Origin of the sequence: Pseudomonas sp. SMN5, from assembly GCF_052041925.1 — a bacterium.
Classification (GTDB): Bacteria; Pseudomonadota; Gammaproteobacteria; order Pseudomonadales; family Pseudomonadaceae; genus Aquipseudomonas.
Genome location: NZ_JBKGGX010000002.1, coordinates 182673 through 196007, shown reverse-complemented (window position 1 = coordinate 196007; position 13335 = coordinate 182673). Strand labels below are relative to the sequence as shown.

Here is a 13335-nt window from a genome sequence, read left to right as displayed (position 1 = left end):
GGAGGGGCAGCAGTGTTCCTTCCGGAGAGTGGATGGCACGTCCCCAGGTGTTGCTACTGTTGTGTTGTTCGCTGCTGTTGCCGATGCCGGCCGAAGCGCGCCTGCCTGGCCCGGTACAGGCAGTGGCGCCGGGTACGGTGCGCGATCTGGCGCAGATCCGCAGCAGTCGGGTACTCAAGGTGTTGGTCAACCAGAGTCGCAACAGCTCCGGTGAAGTCCAGGGCCAGCCCATTGGCGTCGAATATCACCGGTTGCGGGCTTTCGAACAGTACCTCAACGGCCACGCCCGGGATGGCCAGGAAATCACCCTCAAGATCATTCCCAAAGCCAAGGATCAACTGCTCGGCGCGTTGCAGCGCGGGGAGGGCGATCTGGTGGCGCCCGGTGAGTTGCTCGAACCCCAGGCCGGGTATGCGGTCAGTGCCAGTGATCCGATCCGCACCGACGTGCCGTTGCTGTTGGTCGGTATCAAGGGCGAGAAACGCTATACGCGCGTGGAGCAGCTCTCCGGCAAGACCCTGGCCCTGCCCAATGGCAGTGCGGCGGGGGACGCGGTGAGCCAGATCAACCAGAAACTGGCGTTGCTCAAGTTGCCGCCGGTGAAGGTCGAATGGGTCGACCCGACCCTGGCTGTGGAGGACGTGCTGGAAATGGTCCAGGGTGGGATTTTTCACCTGACCATTGTCGAGCAGCCCATCGCTGAACGGTGGAGCAAGATCCTCCCTAAACTGCGGCTCGACCGTCAGGTGCTGATTGGCGAGCCGGGCGACGAATATTGGTTCGTGCGTCGCGACGCCGCCATGTTGCGGGCAAGCATCGACCGATTCCTGGCGGCCTACAAGGTACCGGCTAACGAGGATGCCGCGTTCCTGCGCATTTATCGCCGCTTGTACCAGGTTCACTATCCCCTGGCCCGGGCTGATCGCCAGCGCCTGGAGAAACTGCGCCCGGTGCTGCAGAAACATGCCGACGCCCAAGGCATGGACTGGCTCAACCTGGCGGCGCTGGCTTTCAAGGAATCGGCGTTGCAACCCAGCGCCCGCGGCGGCGGTGGGCCCACCGGCCTGATGCAAATTACCCCGTCGGCGGCCCAGCGCGTGGGCGTCGACAACATCCAGAACCTGGACGCCAATGTGCAGGCCGGCGCCAAGTACCTGGCCATGATCCGTCGCAAGTTCTTCGCCAGCCCCAAGCTCAACGAGCGCGAACGCATGGCCTTTGTCCTGGCCGCCTACAACATGGGGCCTGAGCGCGTCCAAGGCATGCGGGCCGAAGCCCGGCGTCGCGGATTGAACCCCAACCAGTGGTTCTTTCAGGTTGAACGAATTGCCATGGAGCAAGTGGGAATGGGCGCCGTCAGCTACGTTAACAGCGTGAACAAATACTACCTGGCCTTCGATCGGGAGCGCGAAACGCTGGAACCGCAGGAACAAAAAGTGGCTTTGCGTAAATAATCGAATATATCGATTGGTATGTCAGATATTTCGCGCTTTTATAACCAGATTGATTGATTAATATGGCGACCAACAACCACACACCCAGGGATGCATACACATGAATTCGTCGATCAATAAAGTACTGTTTACCCGCGCCGGTTATGGCCTGACCGTCCTGCGCATCGTCGTAGGCGTCATTTTCGCCGCCCACGGCTCGCAGAAACTCTTCGGCCTGTTCGGTGGCTACGGCCTCGCCGGAACGGCGCAGTGGATGGAAAGCATCGGCCTGACCCCAGGCTATGTGATGGCGACATTGGCCGGCGGTACCGAGTTTTTCGCCGGGCTGGCGTTGATCATCGGCCTGCTTGCCCGTCCTGCGGCGCTGGGCTTGGCTTTTCTGTCGCTGGTGGCGATTTTTTCGGTGCACATCGGTAACGGATTGTTCATGGCCAATAATGGCTATGAGTTTGCCTTGGCATTGCTGGCGGGGAGCATCGCGGTCCTGATCGAAGGGGCAGGGAAGCTTTCGGTGGATCGGGCCATCGCTGGCTGAGTTTGATCGGTCGAGAAAACGGCGCGGGTCCTGAGAGGGGCAGCGCCGTTTTCTTTTTGAAGAAGCCGATTCTTGACACCCACGGCCCGGCTTCTCTACGATCCCCACCCATGCGCCGATTTAAACAGCTACTTGCGGGGCGCCAGGTAACTCCTACAGTTGCCGATAGAAGCCATGAAGCCGGCTTCGAAATACCGCTAAAGCGCTGGTTCGGTGTTGCCTCTCACCTGCCATGCAGACTTTTGAGGCAGAGACACGTCACGATGAACGCACCCAGCCCCCTTGTACGTCTTGCGCCGATCACGGCGAACCTTGTGCAACGCAATCCGAAGATTCTCCTGGGCGGTACTCACCAGCCAACACTCTTGCGCTACCTCGACGGCTGGCCGCGCCGCCATCACGGACCTGCCGCTTTTCTGATCCAGTTTGTCGAAGACGGTGAGTCCCTGGCACGTTTTGCCAGCGACAGTTTCGACCTGGCCGTCATCCAGTGCCCCAGCGCGGCGGACGCTCCTGAAATGATCCGGCAATTGACCCGTATCGCCCGGCAGGGGTTGATCACCCGCCGTTGAGCCGCCTGGCCGTCGCAAGGGATGCCAGTTACGGGTACGTGATATCCACGATATAGACCAGCTTTTCTCCGGTTGGCGTCTGGACGCGGACTTCGGCGTCCAGGGCCTTGCCAATCAGCGCCCGAGCCAGGGGCGAATCGATGCTGATCAGGTTCTGCTTCAGATCCAGTTCGTCCGGGCCGACGATGCGATAGCGCGACTCCTTGCCGTCCTCATCTTCCACCGTGACCCAGGCGCCGAAGTACACTTTGTTCGGATCGCTGGGTTTTTCGCTGACGACCTTGAGCGCTTCAAGGCGCTTGGTAAGGAAACGCACGCGGCTGTCGATTTCCCGGAGCATTTTCTTGCCGTAGGTGTACTCGGCGTTTTCCGAACGATCACCCTGGGCCGCCGCCTCGCTGACCGCCTGGGTCACTTGAGGGCGGCGCACGTGCCACAGTTCATGGAATTCGGCGCGCATCCGCGCTTCACCTTCCGGGGTGATCAGCGCGGTGCCGGCGGTGCGGGGTGGGCGATAACGACTCATGGCAACTTCTTGTAATAGCGACGCCGCCAGTCTATCAACCCTCGCGCAGCACTGTCAGCGGGCTGGAATTGAGTGCCCGACGGGTTCCGAACACCCCGGCTGCGCCGATCAACAACGCGCCCAGCAGCGGCAATACCAGCAGCCACGGATGCGGGTGCCAGGGCAGGTCGAAGGCGTAGCGGTAGAGCACCAGGCTGACCAGTTCCGAGCCCAGGGCGGCGAGCAAACCACTGACCGCACCCAGCAGGCCGAACTCAATGCGTCGGGCCCTGACTAGCAACGGCCGTTCGGCGCCCAGGGCGCGCAGCAGCGCGCCTTGGCGAATCCGCTCGTCGAGCGTCGCTTGCAGACCCGAGAACAGCACGGCCATCCCCGCCGCCAGCACAAACAGCAGCACGTATTCCACGGCCAGCGTGACCTGGGCCAGGATGCTGCGCAGCTGTTCGAGCAGGGCTTCGACTTGCAGAATCGTCACGGCCGGAAAGGCTCGGGACAGCTCGACGATCTGCTGGTCGTGGCCCGCCGCCAGGTAAAAGCTGGTCAGGTACGTCGCCGGTAGATCTTTGAGCGTACCCGGCTGGAAGATCATGAAGAAGTTAGGCTGGAAGTTGTCCCAGTTGATCTCTCGCAGGCTGGTGACCTTCGCTTCGCGGTTCACCCCACCCACGCTGAAGATCAGCCGGTCACCCAATTTGATCTTGAGATTTTCGGCCACCTTGCCTTCCACTGAAACCCCCGGGATATCGTCGGGTGGTTGCTGCGGCCACCAGGTGCCTGCCGTCACGACGTTGCCCGCCGGCAAGTCTGCGGCCCAGGTCAGGCTCAGGTCCCGTTGCAATGCGCGGTCTCCCGCCGAATCCTTGGTGACAAATTCGCTGGCCGGCTCGCCGTTGATGCTGATCAGTCGCCCCGGTACCACAGGGTAGAGCGGCGCCGATTGCGCCGACAACGCCAACAGCTTGTCGGTGAAGGCCTGCTTGTCGTTGGGGAGAATGTTCAGGGCGAAGTAATTCGGCGCGTTTTTTGGCAATTGGTTTTGCCAGGTGTCCAGCAACTCACCTCGCAGCAGCGCGATCAGCGCCATGGATAACAGGATCAGACCGAACGCCAAGGCTTGGCCGGCGGCCGCCAACGGGTGACGCAGCAGTTGGCCGAGGCCCAGGCGCCAGGGCAGGGAAGCGCGAGCCAGCATCCGGCGCAGGCTTTGAAGCAGCAGCAATAGCAGGCCACCGAGCACCAGCGCGGCAACGACGCCGCCACCCAACAATGCGAAGGTGAGGACCAGGTCCAGGCTCAGGCGCCACATGATCAGGCCGAGCGCACCCAGCGCAGCACCGTAGACCACCCAGGTGCTGGAAGGGATCGGCAACATGTCTCGGCGCAGCACCCGCAAGGGCGGCACCCGGCCTAGCGCGGCCAAGGGTGGCAGGGCAAACCCGGCCAGCGCCACCAGGCCGGTGCCGATCCCGGCGACAGCCGGCAGCAGGCCGCCCGGCGGAACATTGGTGGGCAACAGGTCATGCAGCAGCGCGAACAGGCCCAACTGGGCGATCCAGCCGAGCAGGGCCCCGCTGATACTGGCCAACAGGCCCAGAACGGTCAGTTGCAGGCTGAACAGCTCCATGGCTTCCCGACGCGACAGGCCCAGGCAGCGCAGCAGCGCGCTGGCGTCGAATCGTCGGGTGGCGAAACGGTTGGCCGAGAGTGCGACGGCAACCCCCGACAGCAATACCGCCACCAGGCTGGCCATGTTCAGGTAGCGCTCGGCCTTGCCCAGGGCCCCGCCGATTTGCCGGTTGCCATCTCGGGCATCCTGCAGGCGCTGGTTGGGCTCCAGGCCTGGCTTGATCAAGTCTCGATAGGTTTGCAAGGCCGACGCCGGGCCGCGCCAGAGGTCGCGATAGCTGACGCGGCTGCCGGGTTGCACCACGCCAGTGGCGTCCAGGTCCTTGAGGTTGATCAGGACCCGTGGCGTGAGGCTGTAGAAGTTGCCGGCGCGATCCGGCTCATAGGTCAACACTCGGCTCAGGCGCAGGGTCTGGTTGCCGACATCGATGCTGTCGCCAATCTTCAGATCCAGGGCGGTCAATAGCCGGGCTTCAACCCAGGCCTCACCAGGATTCGGTCGTCCGCCGGTTTCTTCCGGCGCGAACGGAGCAGGGGCGCTCTTGAGTTTCCCGCGCAACGGGTAGATGTCATCGGCCGCCTTGACGCTGGAAAGCTGGATGCCATTGTCGGTGGCTACGACGCTGGAGAACTCCACCACCCGGGCGTGTTCCAGGCCCAGTTCGGTGCCGCTGCGGATCTGTTCCGGGCGAGCGGGCGAGCTGCCTTCGAGCAGCAGGTCGGCACCGAGGAATTCGGTGGCGCGCATCATCATCGCACCATTGAGACGGGCGCCGAAGTAACCAATGGCGGTACTTGCCGCCACCGCCACCAGCAGGGCGAAGAACAGCACTCGTAATTCGCCGGCGCGGGCATCGCGCAGCAACTGACGGACAGCAAGACTGAACAGGCGCAACAGCGGCAAGCGTGCCATCAAGGCTCCAGGGGCGCGACCATCTGGCCGGCTTCAAGTCGGATCAGGCGCCGGCAGCGATGGGCCAGGCGTTCATCATGGGTGACCAGCACCAGGGTCGTGCCGCTTTCTTTGTTCAGCTCGAATAGAAGGTCGCTGATGCGCTCGCCGGTGTGGCTGTCGAGGTTGCCGGTGGGTTCGTCGGCAAACAGCACATCGGGCTCGGCGGCAAAGGCGCGGGCAATCGCCACGCGTTGCTGCTCGCCTCCGGAGAGCTGGCGGGGCGAGTGGGTCAGGCGCTGGCCCAGGCCGACCCGTTGCAGCAGTTCGGTGGCGCGTTCGCGGGCATCGCTGCGCCCGTCCAGTTCCAGCGGCAGCATGACGTTTTCCAGCGCGTTGAGGCTGTCGAGCAACTGGAATGACTGGAAGACGAAACCGACATGCTCGGCGCGAATACGTGCCCGCTGGTCTTCATCCAGCGCGCTGAGGGCCTGGCCGGCCAGTGTCACTTCACCGCTGCTGGGCAGGTCCAGGCCGGCCAGCAGGCCCAGCAGGGTGGATTTGCCGGAACCGGAGGCACCGACGATCGCCAGGCTGTCGCCTTTGTTCAGTTCCAGGCTGAGTTCGTGCAGGATGGTCAGTTCACCTTCCGCGCTGGAGACCACTTTGCTAAGGTCCGTCGCGGTGAGAATGCTTGAGCCCATGGAGAATCCGATGCGTGTGTGGTTTTTGAGTGCCGGCCTGGCCTTGATGTGCATGGTCCAGAACGCAGCGGCGGGTACAGTCCTGATCGTTGGCGATAGTATCAGCGCGGCTTTCGGCCTGGATACCCGGCAAGGCTGGGTGTCGTTGCTCGAACAACGGCTCAAGGCCGAGGGTTTTGACGATAAGGTGGTCAATGCGTCCATCAGTGGCGACACCAGTGCCGGAGGCCAGGCGCGGCTGCCAGCGCTGCTTGCAGCCCATAAGCCGGACCTGGTGATCCTCGAGTTGGGAGGCAACGATGGCTTGCGCGGACAGCCGCCAACACAATTGCAACAAAACCTTGCAGCGATGATCGACAGCTCCCGCGCCAGCGGTGCCAAGGTATTGCTGTTGGGGATGCAGTTGCCCCCCAATTACGGGCGGCGCTACACCGATGCGTTTGCCAAGGTCTACAGCACCCTGGCCGAGGAGAAGGACGTGCCGTTGGTGCCGTTTTTCCTCAAGGATGTCGGGGGCATTCCGGGGATGATGCAAGGCGACGGATTGCACCCGTCCGTTGCCGCCCAGGGCAAGTTGCTGGAAAATGTCTGGCCGACGCTCAAACCGCTGCTTTGACGCTTTTCTAGCGGCAGGCTTTCGGCTAATGTGGCGCCCCCGATTTGGAGCCCCCGATGCCGCGTCCTGCCTGGTCCCTGTTTGCCTACCAACTGATCGAGCCTGACGAACAGCTGGATCTGTTCGCCTGCCAGGAAGTACGGGTACACCTGGTGACGCGGCAGTTGGAGCTCGGCGGCTCGGCTGACCGGACCCTCTGCGGCAGCCTCTTGCCGGCCCAGCCGCGTTGGTCGAGCGTCGATCGACGGATTTTCCAGGACCATCGGCTTTGCTCGTTGTGCCGGGCGATCCTCGAATCCCAGAAACGTGGCACCTCGCCGATCTGGCCGGAATTGCGGTTCGAGTTGTAATCACCAAGCCGCTCCCACAGATAATGCTGTTCACTCAAGATGTCACTAAATCCGTGGCGAGGGAGCTTGCTCCCGCTGGAGCGCGCAGCGGTCCCAAGCGTTGGGGGCTGCTACGCAGCCCAGCGGGAGCAAGCTCCCTCGCCACAGTGAATCGACAGGCCTCAAGTGGCGCAGCATTGTGCTTCCACGGGGGATTTGTGGTGGATGCCACTTCTGGGCGCGCCCGGTCCATTGCGCAGGCTGTTCAAAGTTGCTGCACATCGGACACGCCATCGTCGCCCTCCCCGAAATAACAGGCTGCGGTGTACAATCGTCGTCTTCATACCTCTGTTCGACCTGCGAAGGATTTCCCGGATGTTGCCGCGCTTGCCTGCCGTCGCCCGCTGCCTGTCTCTAGCCGCCCTGTGTATGGCGGGTCCCGTTGCAGCACTGGAGCTGCCCCTGCCGCCGCCGGGTGAAGACATAGTCGGCCAGGTGCAGGTCATCAAGGCCAAATACGAAGACACTTTCGCCGACCTGGGTACGACCTATGACCTGGGATATACCGAGATGGTCGCCGCCAACCCGGGTGTCGACCCGTGGCTGCCGGGCGCCGGCACGGAGATTGTGTTGCCGACCCGTTTCATCCTGCCACCGGGCCCGCGCGAAGGAATCGTGATCAACCTTGCCGAGTATCGTCTCTACTATTTCCCCAAGGGGCGAAACGTGGTTTACACGTTCCCGCTGGGGATTGGTCGTGAAGGCTGGGGGTCGCCAATCGCTCGCACCAGTATTATCGCCAAGACGCCGAACCCGACCTGGACTCCGCCAGCGTCAATCCGGGCCGAACATGCCGCCGACGGCGACATTCTGCCGAGCGTGGTGCCGGCCGGGCCTGATAACCCGCTGGGTCCGTTCAAGTTCACCCTGGGTACCCCGGGTTATCTCATCCACGGGTCGAACAAGAAGTTCGGCATCGGTATGCGCACCAGCCATGGCTGTTTCCGCATGTTCAACAACAACGTGCTGGAAATGGCCAGCATGGTGCCAGTGGGGACGCCGGTGCGGATCATCAATGATCCTTACAAGCTGGGCTTGAGCGGTGGCAAGGTTTACCTGGAAGCCCACACCCCGGTGGACGACAAGGGCAACCCATCGGTGGTGGACAAGCACACCGCAGTGATCAATGCGATGCTCAAGCGTGAGGACATCACCAGCAACCTGCGCATGAACTGGGATGTGGTGCGGGATGTGGTGGCTGCCGAAGACGGCCTGCCGGTAGAGGTCGCCGTTCCGAATACCTCGGCTCCGATGGTCTCGAGCGCGCCGTCGGTCGACCTGCCCCAGTAACCGTCTCAAACAACCCGTCGGCGTTTCGCGACGCCGACGGGTTTTTTATTGCCTGGGGGAAAGCCGGGCAATAAAAAGCCGACCCAGCAATGGGTCGGCTCGATAACAATCCCGAGGGATTATTACTTGCGGCTAGCTTTGTCCAGCATACGCAGAGCGCGCTCGTTAGCTTCGTCAGCAGTCTGTTGTGCTTTTTGAGCAGCAGCCAGAGCTTCATCAGCTTTACGGTAGGCTTCGTCTGCACGAGCTTGGGCGCGAGCTGCTGCGTCTTCGGTAGCAGTCAGACGTGCTTCGGTTTCTTTCGATGCGCTGCTGCAACCGGTAGCCAGAACTGCGGCCAGGGCCAGAGCAGAGAATTTCAGAACGTTGTTCATCGTGTTCCCCTTCAAGGACTTTCTATTAGTGACTGTCTCTCCAGACTGGAGAGTTAGCCGGCGTACATACTACCCATTACTTGTAGTAAGTAAACTGACGTAGCGCAAGAAGCAAAAAAATTGTAGGCGGTGATTCTTTTTCAAGCAACTTTTCTTAGTGTTGTTTAAAAAATATACAGCCGCAGCCCGTGAATGGAGCGTGCAGACGCGGAAAAGTTCCGCAGCCTAATGGAACTCTTCATCGCCCGCTAGTGTCGCTGTTTATTGATTTGCCTATACTTTTGTACGTTTTTTGCGCAACCTTGAAGGCATCTTTTATTGCTGTAGGCGGTGACTTTAACTACCGTTGCTCGTCTCAGACTCAACAACTGGCGATGTTCAGCTATTGCACCGTGGCCGCTTGCAGCGCGACGATGGCCCTTGACCGATAAATCCGACGAGGTCAGCCGCTCGAAGACAGGCGTGCTCTTGAGCATTTGCGTCATTGGTGCCTACTATTCACGACGTGCTCGGGTTTGAGCGGTTCGGGTTTTGGCGCTCGGTGACCAGGAAGGCACGGGGTGGCGTAGATGTTCCTTCGCCGGAAAAACATCGGTAAGGTAGGGGTCAGTATAAAGACCCGCGAGGAGTAGTGATGAGCGAGGCGTTGTCCATCCACCATGACCAGGCTGGTCATCAGTTCGAGACCAATGTGGACGGTCATCGTGCCTATCTGACCTATATGGACCTGGGCAAGCAGACCCTGGATATCTATCGTACCTTCGTGCCCAACGCCTTGCGCGGCAGGGGCATCGCGGCGGCCCTGACCGAACGGGCGCTGCAGTACGCCGAAGAGATGGGCTACACCGTGATCCCGTCCTGCTCCTACGTAGAGCGCTACATGGAACGCCATCAGCGGCACGCGGCGAAGCTCTGATAAAACGGATTCCACAAAAAAACGCCGGGCTGACAAGCCCGGCTTTTTTTTTGCGGCGAAGAAAGCGATCAGCTGCGCTGACGCTTGGGCAGCACGTCCTTGAGCTTGGCGTGCATGCTGCGCAGGGTGGTCTCGGTCGCGCTCCAGTCGATGCAGGCATCGGTGATGGACACGCCGTACTGCAAGTCGGCGAGGTCTTTCGGGATCGCCTGGCAGCCCCAGTTCAGGTGGCTTTCGACCATCAGGCCGATAATCGACTGGTTGCCTTCCAGGATCTGGTTGGCCACGTTCTCCATGACCAATGGTTGTAGCGCCGGGTCCTTGTTGGAGTTGGCGTGGCTGCAATCGACCATGATGTTCGGCTTGATCTTGGCCTTGTTCAACGCTTGCTCGCACAGTGCGACGCTGACTGAATCGTAGTTCGGCTTGCCATTGCCGCCGCGCAATACGACGTGACCGTAGGCATTGCCCTTGGTGGTGACGATCGACACGCCGCCTTCCTGGTTGATGCCCAGGAACCGGTGAGGGCTGGACACCGACTGCAAGGCGTTGATGGCGACGGTGAGGCCACCATCGGTGCCGTTCTTGAAGCCCACTGCCGACGACAGGCCGGAGGCCATTTCGCGGTGGGTCTGGGATTCGGTGGTGCGCGCGCCGATGGCCGACCAGCTGATCAGGTCCTGCAAGTATTGCGGGGAGATCGGGTCCAGGGCTTCGGTCGCGGTGGGCAGGCCCATTTCCGCCAGGTCCAGAAGCAGCTGGCGACCGATGTGCAGGCCGTCCTGGATCTTGAAGGAGTCGTCCAGGTAAGGGTCGTTGATCAGGCCTTTCCAGCCGACGGTGGTCCGCGGCTTCTCGAAATACACTCGCATCACCAGGTACAGGGTGTCGGAGACTTCCGCAGCCAGCACTTTCAGGCGTTCGGCGTACTCGTGGGCGGCCTTGATGTCATGGATCGAGCAGGGCCCGATGACCACGAACAGGCGGTGGTCGGTGCCGTCGAGAATGTTGCGGATGACTTCCCGGCCCTTGGTCACGGTGCGCAGGGCAGCGTCGCTCAGGGGGATATCGCGCTTGAGCTGGTCAGGCGTGATGAGGGTCTCGTTGGAGGCGACGTTAAGGTCATTGATCGGTAAATCAGCCATCGTGTTACTCGTCAGGTCACGGGTGCCGGCCGCCAGCGATCCCCGCGCGGCGGTGCACAGCGGATTTAAGCGCGTCGGGGAGCCGAACCTTATCGCGTTACGAGGTTGCTCGACAATGGGCAGGCACTGCGTTCTTTGTGACCTGGGGCTTATCTGTGCTGAGCCGTGGGAGCAAAGCTCGCTCGCGACACAGTCGCATTGTCCCCAGAGGGACCACATCGTCCGCATCGCGGCCAAGCCTTGCTCCCACAAAGAGGGTTAAATCTCCTGACCGTAAGGCTGCCATGTAATGATGTGCCCGGGTCGTTTTCCAGAGGAGTGGCAAGATGCAGGCAGACGTAAAACCGCGGATCGCAATGATCGGAACCGGGGCCATCGGCGGGTTCTACGGCGTGATGCTGGCACGCGCCGGTTTCGACGTGCACTTTCTGTTGCGCAGTGAATTCGGCGCCGTGGCCGAAAACGGCTTGCAGGTCGACAGCGCGGTCCATGGTGCGTTGAGCCTCAAGCCGGTCCAGGCCTATCGTTCGGCGGCGGACATGCCACCCTGTGGCTGGCTGCTGGTCGGTGCCAAGACCACCAGCAATGCCGATCTTGCGCCAGCCATCATCCAGGCCGCAGCGGACGGCGCAAAAGTCCTGTTGCTGCAGAACGGCCTGGATGTCGAGGAGCAACTGCGGCCGTTGCTGCCTGACTCCCTGCACCTGCTGGGCGGCTTGTGCCTGGTCTGTGTGCATCGGGTCGGTCCTGGCGTCATCACCCATCAGGCGCTCGGAGCGGTCAACATTGGATACCACAGCGGGCCTTGCGACGATCAAGCCTCGCGCATGGAGATTGTCGAGGCAGCGGCGTCACTGTTTCGCAGTGCCGGCATCGATTCCCAGGCCATGCCCGACCTGCAACAGGCCCGCTGGCAGAAGCTGGTGTGGAACGTGCCCTACAACGGCCTGTCGGTCCTGCTCGGTGCCAGCACCACCCCATTGATGACCGACGAGCACAGCCGTGGATTGATCCAGGCGCTGATGGAGGAGGTGGTGCTTGGGGCGCAGGCTTGCGGGCATCACATCGCGCCGGGCTACGCCGGGTATCTGTTTACGATGACCGAGAAAATGCCGGATTACTGGCCGAGCATGTATCACGATTATTCCCACAAGCGTGCGCTGGAGCTGGAGGCCATTTACGGCCGGCCACTGGCTGCGGCGAGGGCGGCGGGCTGTGCCTTGCCGAGAATTGAAGCCCTGTATCAGGCGTTGCAATTCCTGGATCGACGTAATTGCTAAGCGGGTGAAGGAGCAAGCATGGCAAATAACATTGACGACAAACTGGTGCTGGCGATTTCCTCGCGGGCGCTGTTCGACCTGAGCGAAAGCCACAAGGTGTATCTATCGAGTGGCGTCGAGGCCTATCGGCAGTACCAGATCGAGCATGAGGACGAGGTGCTGGCGCCCGGGGACGCGTTTGCCCTGGTGCAGAAACTCTTGAACCTCAACGAGCATCTGGGGCGGGCCCGGGTCGAGGTGATCCTGGTTTCGCGCAACAGCGCCGATACCGGCCTGCGGGTCTTCAACTCGATCCATCATTACGGCCTGGCGATCTCGCGGGCCGCGTTCGTCGGCGGTCGCAGCCCGTATCCGTATCTCAAGGCATTTGGCTGCGATCTGTTTTTATCCACCCACGCCGAGGACGTGCGCAGCGCCCTGGACGCCGGGTTTGCCGCCGCGACCATTCTGTCGGGTGGGGCCAGCCGTGCCGCCAGCGACGAATTGCGCATTGCCTTCGATGGCGATGCAGTGCTGTTTTCCGATGAGTCGGAGCGTGTCTACCAGGCGGGTGGCCTGGCTGCGTTCCAGGCCAACGAGCGTCAGGCCGCACGCGAGCCGCTGCGAGGCGGGCCGTTCAAAGGCTTCCTTGCGGCGCTCAATGCGCTGCAGCGGGAGTTTCCCGAAGACGCCTGCCCCATCCGCACAGCGCTGGTGACGGCGCGTTCGGCGCCGGCCCACGAGCGGGTCATCCGGACCTTGCGTGAGTGGGATATTCGCCTGGATGAATCCTTGTTTCTCGGCGGCCTGGCCAAATCGGCATTCCTCGAAGCGTTCGCCGCCGATGTGTTTTTCGATGACCAGACCGGTCACTGTGAACTGGCCCGCGAGGTAGTTGCCACCGGTCACGTGCCCCATGGCATCAGCAACGAAGTGACCCCCTGACCGCCCTTGGTCCGAGACCTCAAGCCGCACGTCGCGCTCGCCGAGGCGCTGCTAAGCTGAATCAATCTCCGCCATTCTGGCACGCGAGGAGG

General features: G+C 61.8%; 14 protein-coding genes. 9 read left to right on the top strand and 5 right to left on the bottom strand.

Translation table 11 applies throughout. The features are described 5' to 3' along the window. Window positions 1-32 precede the first annotated feature (32 nt). The 3 genes from ACLEJR_RS02590 to ACLEJR_RS02580 all read left to right on the top strand — a co-directional run bounded on the left by ACLEJR_RS02590 (window position 33) and on the right by ACLEJR_RS02580 (window position 2561). A complete protein-coding gene (locus tag ACLEJR_RS02590; protein ID WP_440795562.1) occupies window positions 33-1454 on the top strand; it encodes a transglycosylase SLT domain-containing protein in 1422 nt (473 codons plus the stop codon). A 100-nt stretch (window positions 1455-1554) separates the two neighbouring features. Then, entirely contained in the window at window positions 1555-1989 is a 435-nt protein-coding gene (locus ACLEJR_RS02585; RefSeq protein ID WP_440795560.1) for a DoxX family protein, read from the top strand. A 263-nt stretch (window positions 1990-2252) separates the two neighbouring features. Next, window positions 2253-2561: a class I SAM-dependent methyltransferase gene (locus tag ACLEJR_RS02580; protein ID WP_440795558.1), complete on the top strand. Its 309-nt coding sequence runs from the start codon at window positions 2253-2255 to the stop codon at window positions 2559-2561. 28 nt (window positions 2562-2589) lie between these two features. Here ACLEJR_RS02580 and greB read toward each other — a convergent pair whose 3' ends face one another. From greB to ACLEJR_RS02565, 3 genes are read right to left on the bottom strand one after another with little or no spacing between them, the layout of a single operon-like run. Continuing rightward, entirely contained in the window at window positions 2590-3087 is a 498-nt protein-coding gene (greB, locus tag ACLEJR_RS02575; protein ID WP_440795556.1) for a transcription elongation factor GreB, read from the bottom strand. Window positions 3088-3121: 34 nt separating this feature from the next. After that, on the bottom strand, window positions 3122-5626 hold the full coding sequence (locus tag ACLEJR_RS02570; RefSeq protein WP_440811965.1) for an ABC transporter permease: 2505 nt from the start codon (window positions 5624-5626) through the stop codon (window positions 3122-3124). Then, a complete protein-coding gene (locus ACLEJR_RS02565; protein WP_440795553.1) occupies window positions 5626-6309 on the bottom strand; it encodes an ABC transporter ATP-binding protein in 684 nt (227 codons plus the stop codon). Before ACLEJR_RS02565 ends, ACLEJR_RS02570 begins: the two co-directional genes overlap by 1 nt. A 10-nt stretch (window positions 6310-6319) precedes the next feature. Here ACLEJR_RS02565 and ACLEJR_RS02560 point away from each other — a divergent pair, with 10 nt between their 5' ends. From ACLEJR_RS02560 to ACLEJR_RS02550, 3 genes are all read left to right on the top strand, one after another. After that, window positions 6320-6925 (top strand): arylesterase, encoded by a 606-nt coding sequence (locus ACLEJR_RS02560; RefSeq protein ID WP_440795551.1) that lies wholly within the window; start codon window positions 6320-6322, stop codon window positions 6923-6925. A gap of 56 nt (window positions 6926-6981) precedes the next feature. Next, on the top strand, window positions 6982-7275 hold the full coding sequence (locus ACLEJR_RS02555; RefSeq protein ID WP_042728326.1) for a hypothetical protein: 294 nt from the start codon (window positions 6982-6984) through the stop codon (window positions 7273-7275). A gap of 354 nt (window positions 7276-7629) precedes the next feature. Further along, window positions 7630-8604 carry a L,D-transpeptidase family protein gene (locus ACLEJR_RS02550; protein ID WP_440795549.1) on the top strand — a complete coding sequence of 325 codons (975 nt, stop codon included), beginning with the start codon at window positions 7630-7632 and terminating at the stop codon, window positions 8602-8604. 122 nt (window positions 8605-8726) lie between these two features. On the opposite strand, the gene oprI is transcribed toward ACLEJR_RS02550, so the two are convergent. Then, entirely contained in the window at window positions 8727-8978 is a 252-nt protein-coding gene (oprI, locus tag ACLEJR_RS02545; RefSeq protein WP_025113130.1) for an outer membrane lipoprotei OprI, read from the bottom strand. 634 nt (window positions 8979-9612) lie between these two features. Between oprI and ACLEJR_RS02540 the strand changes: the two genes are divergently transcribed. After that, on the top strand, window positions 9613-9894 hold the full coding sequence (locus ACLEJR_RS02540) for a GNAT family N-acetyltransferase (protein WP_003183779.1): 282 nt from the start codon (window positions 9613-9615) through the stop codon (window positions 9892-9894). 68 nt (window positions 9895-9962) lie between these two features. Here the strand turns inward: ACLEJR_RS02540 and ACLEJR_RS02535 are convergent, their stop codons facing one another. Next, on the bottom strand, window positions 9963-11039 hold the full coding sequence (locus tag ACLEJR_RS02535) for a 3-deoxy-7-phosphoheptulonate synthase (RefSeq protein ID WP_440797094.1): 1077 nt from the start codon (window positions 11037-11039) through the stop codon (window positions 9963-9965). Between the two features lie 326 nt (window positions 11040-11365). On the opposite strand from ACLEJR_RS02535, the gene ACLEJR_RS02530 reads away from it, so the two are divergent. Next, complete coding sequence (locus tag ACLEJR_RS02530) at window positions 11366-12319, top strand: putative 2-dehydropantoate 2-reductase (protein WP_440811963.1); 954 nt, start codon at window positions 11366-11368, stop codon at window positions 12317-12319. 18 nt (window positions 12320-12337) lie between these two features. Next, the gene (locus ACLEJR_RS02525; protein WP_440797098.1) at window positions 12338-13243 is read left to right on the top strand and encodes a 5'-nucleotidase; all 906 of its coding nucleotides are present in this window, start codon (window positions 12338-12340) and stop codon (window positions 13241-13243) included. The last annotated feature ends 92 nt before the right edge of the window (window positions 13244-13335 follow it).

What these genes read in the sequence shown, in the direction of transcription:
- ACLEJR_RS02590 (WP_440795562.1), top strand. Translation starts at nt 33, where the DNA reads ATGGCACGTCCCCAGGTGTTGCTACTGTTGTGTTGTTCGCTGCTGTTG.
- ACLEJR_RS02585 (WP_440795560.1), top strand. Translation starts at nt 1,555, where the DNA reads ATGAATTCGTCGATCAATAAAGTACTGTTTACCCGCGCCGGTTATGGC.
- ACLEJR_RS02580 (WP_440795558.1), top strand. Translation starts at nt 2,253, where the DNA reads ATGAACGCACCCAGCCCCCTTGTACGTCTTGCGCCGATCACGGCGAAC.
- greB (WP_440795556.1), bottom strand. Translation starts at nt 3,087, where the DNA reads ATGAGTCGTTATCGCCCACCCCGCACCGCCGGCACCGCGCTGATCACC.
- ACLEJR_RS02570 (WP_440811965.1), bottom strand. Translation starts at nt 5,626, where the DNA reads ATGGCACGCTTGCCGCTGTTGCGCCTGTTCAGTCTTGCTGTCCGTCAG.
- ACLEJR_RS02565 (WP_440795553.1), bottom strand. Translation starts at nt 6,309, where the DNA reads ATGGGCTCAAGCATTCTCACCGCGACGGACCTTAGCAAAGTGGTCTCC.
- ACLEJR_RS02560 (WP_440795551.1), top strand. Translation starts at nt 6,320, where the DNA reads ATGCGTGTGTGGTTTTTGAGTGCCGGCCTGGCCTTGATGTGCATGGTC.
- ACLEJR_RS02555 (WP_042728326.1), top strand. Translation starts at nt 6,982, where the DNA reads ATGCCGCGTCCTGCCTGGTCCCTGTTTGCCTACCAACTGATCGAGCCT.
- ACLEJR_RS02550 (WP_440795549.1), top strand. Translation starts at nt 7,630, where the DNA reads ATGTTGCCGCGCTTGCCTGCCGTCGCCCGCTGCCTGTCTCTAGCCGCC.
- oprI (WP_025113130.1), bottom strand. Translation starts at nt 8,978, where the DNA reads ATGAACAACGTTCTGAAATTCTCTGCTCTGGCCCTGGCCGCAGTTCTG.
- ACLEJR_RS02540 (WP_003183779.1), top strand. Translation starts at nt 9,613, where the DNA reads ATGAGCGAGGCGTTGTCCATCCACCATGACCAGGCTGGTCATCAGTTC.
- ACLEJR_RS02535 (WP_440797094.1), bottom strand. Translation starts at nt 11,039, where the DNA reads ATGGCTGATTTACCGATCAATGACCTTAACGTCGCCTCCAACGAGACC.
- ACLEJR_RS02530 (WP_440811963.1), top strand. Translation starts at nt 11,366, where the DNA reads ATGCAGGCAGACGTAAAACCGCGGATCGCAATGATCGGAACCGGGGCC.
- ACLEJR_RS02525 (WP_440797098.1), top strand. Translation starts at nt 12,338, where the DNA reads ATGGCAAATAACATTGACGACAAACTGGTGCTGGCGATTTCCTCGCGG.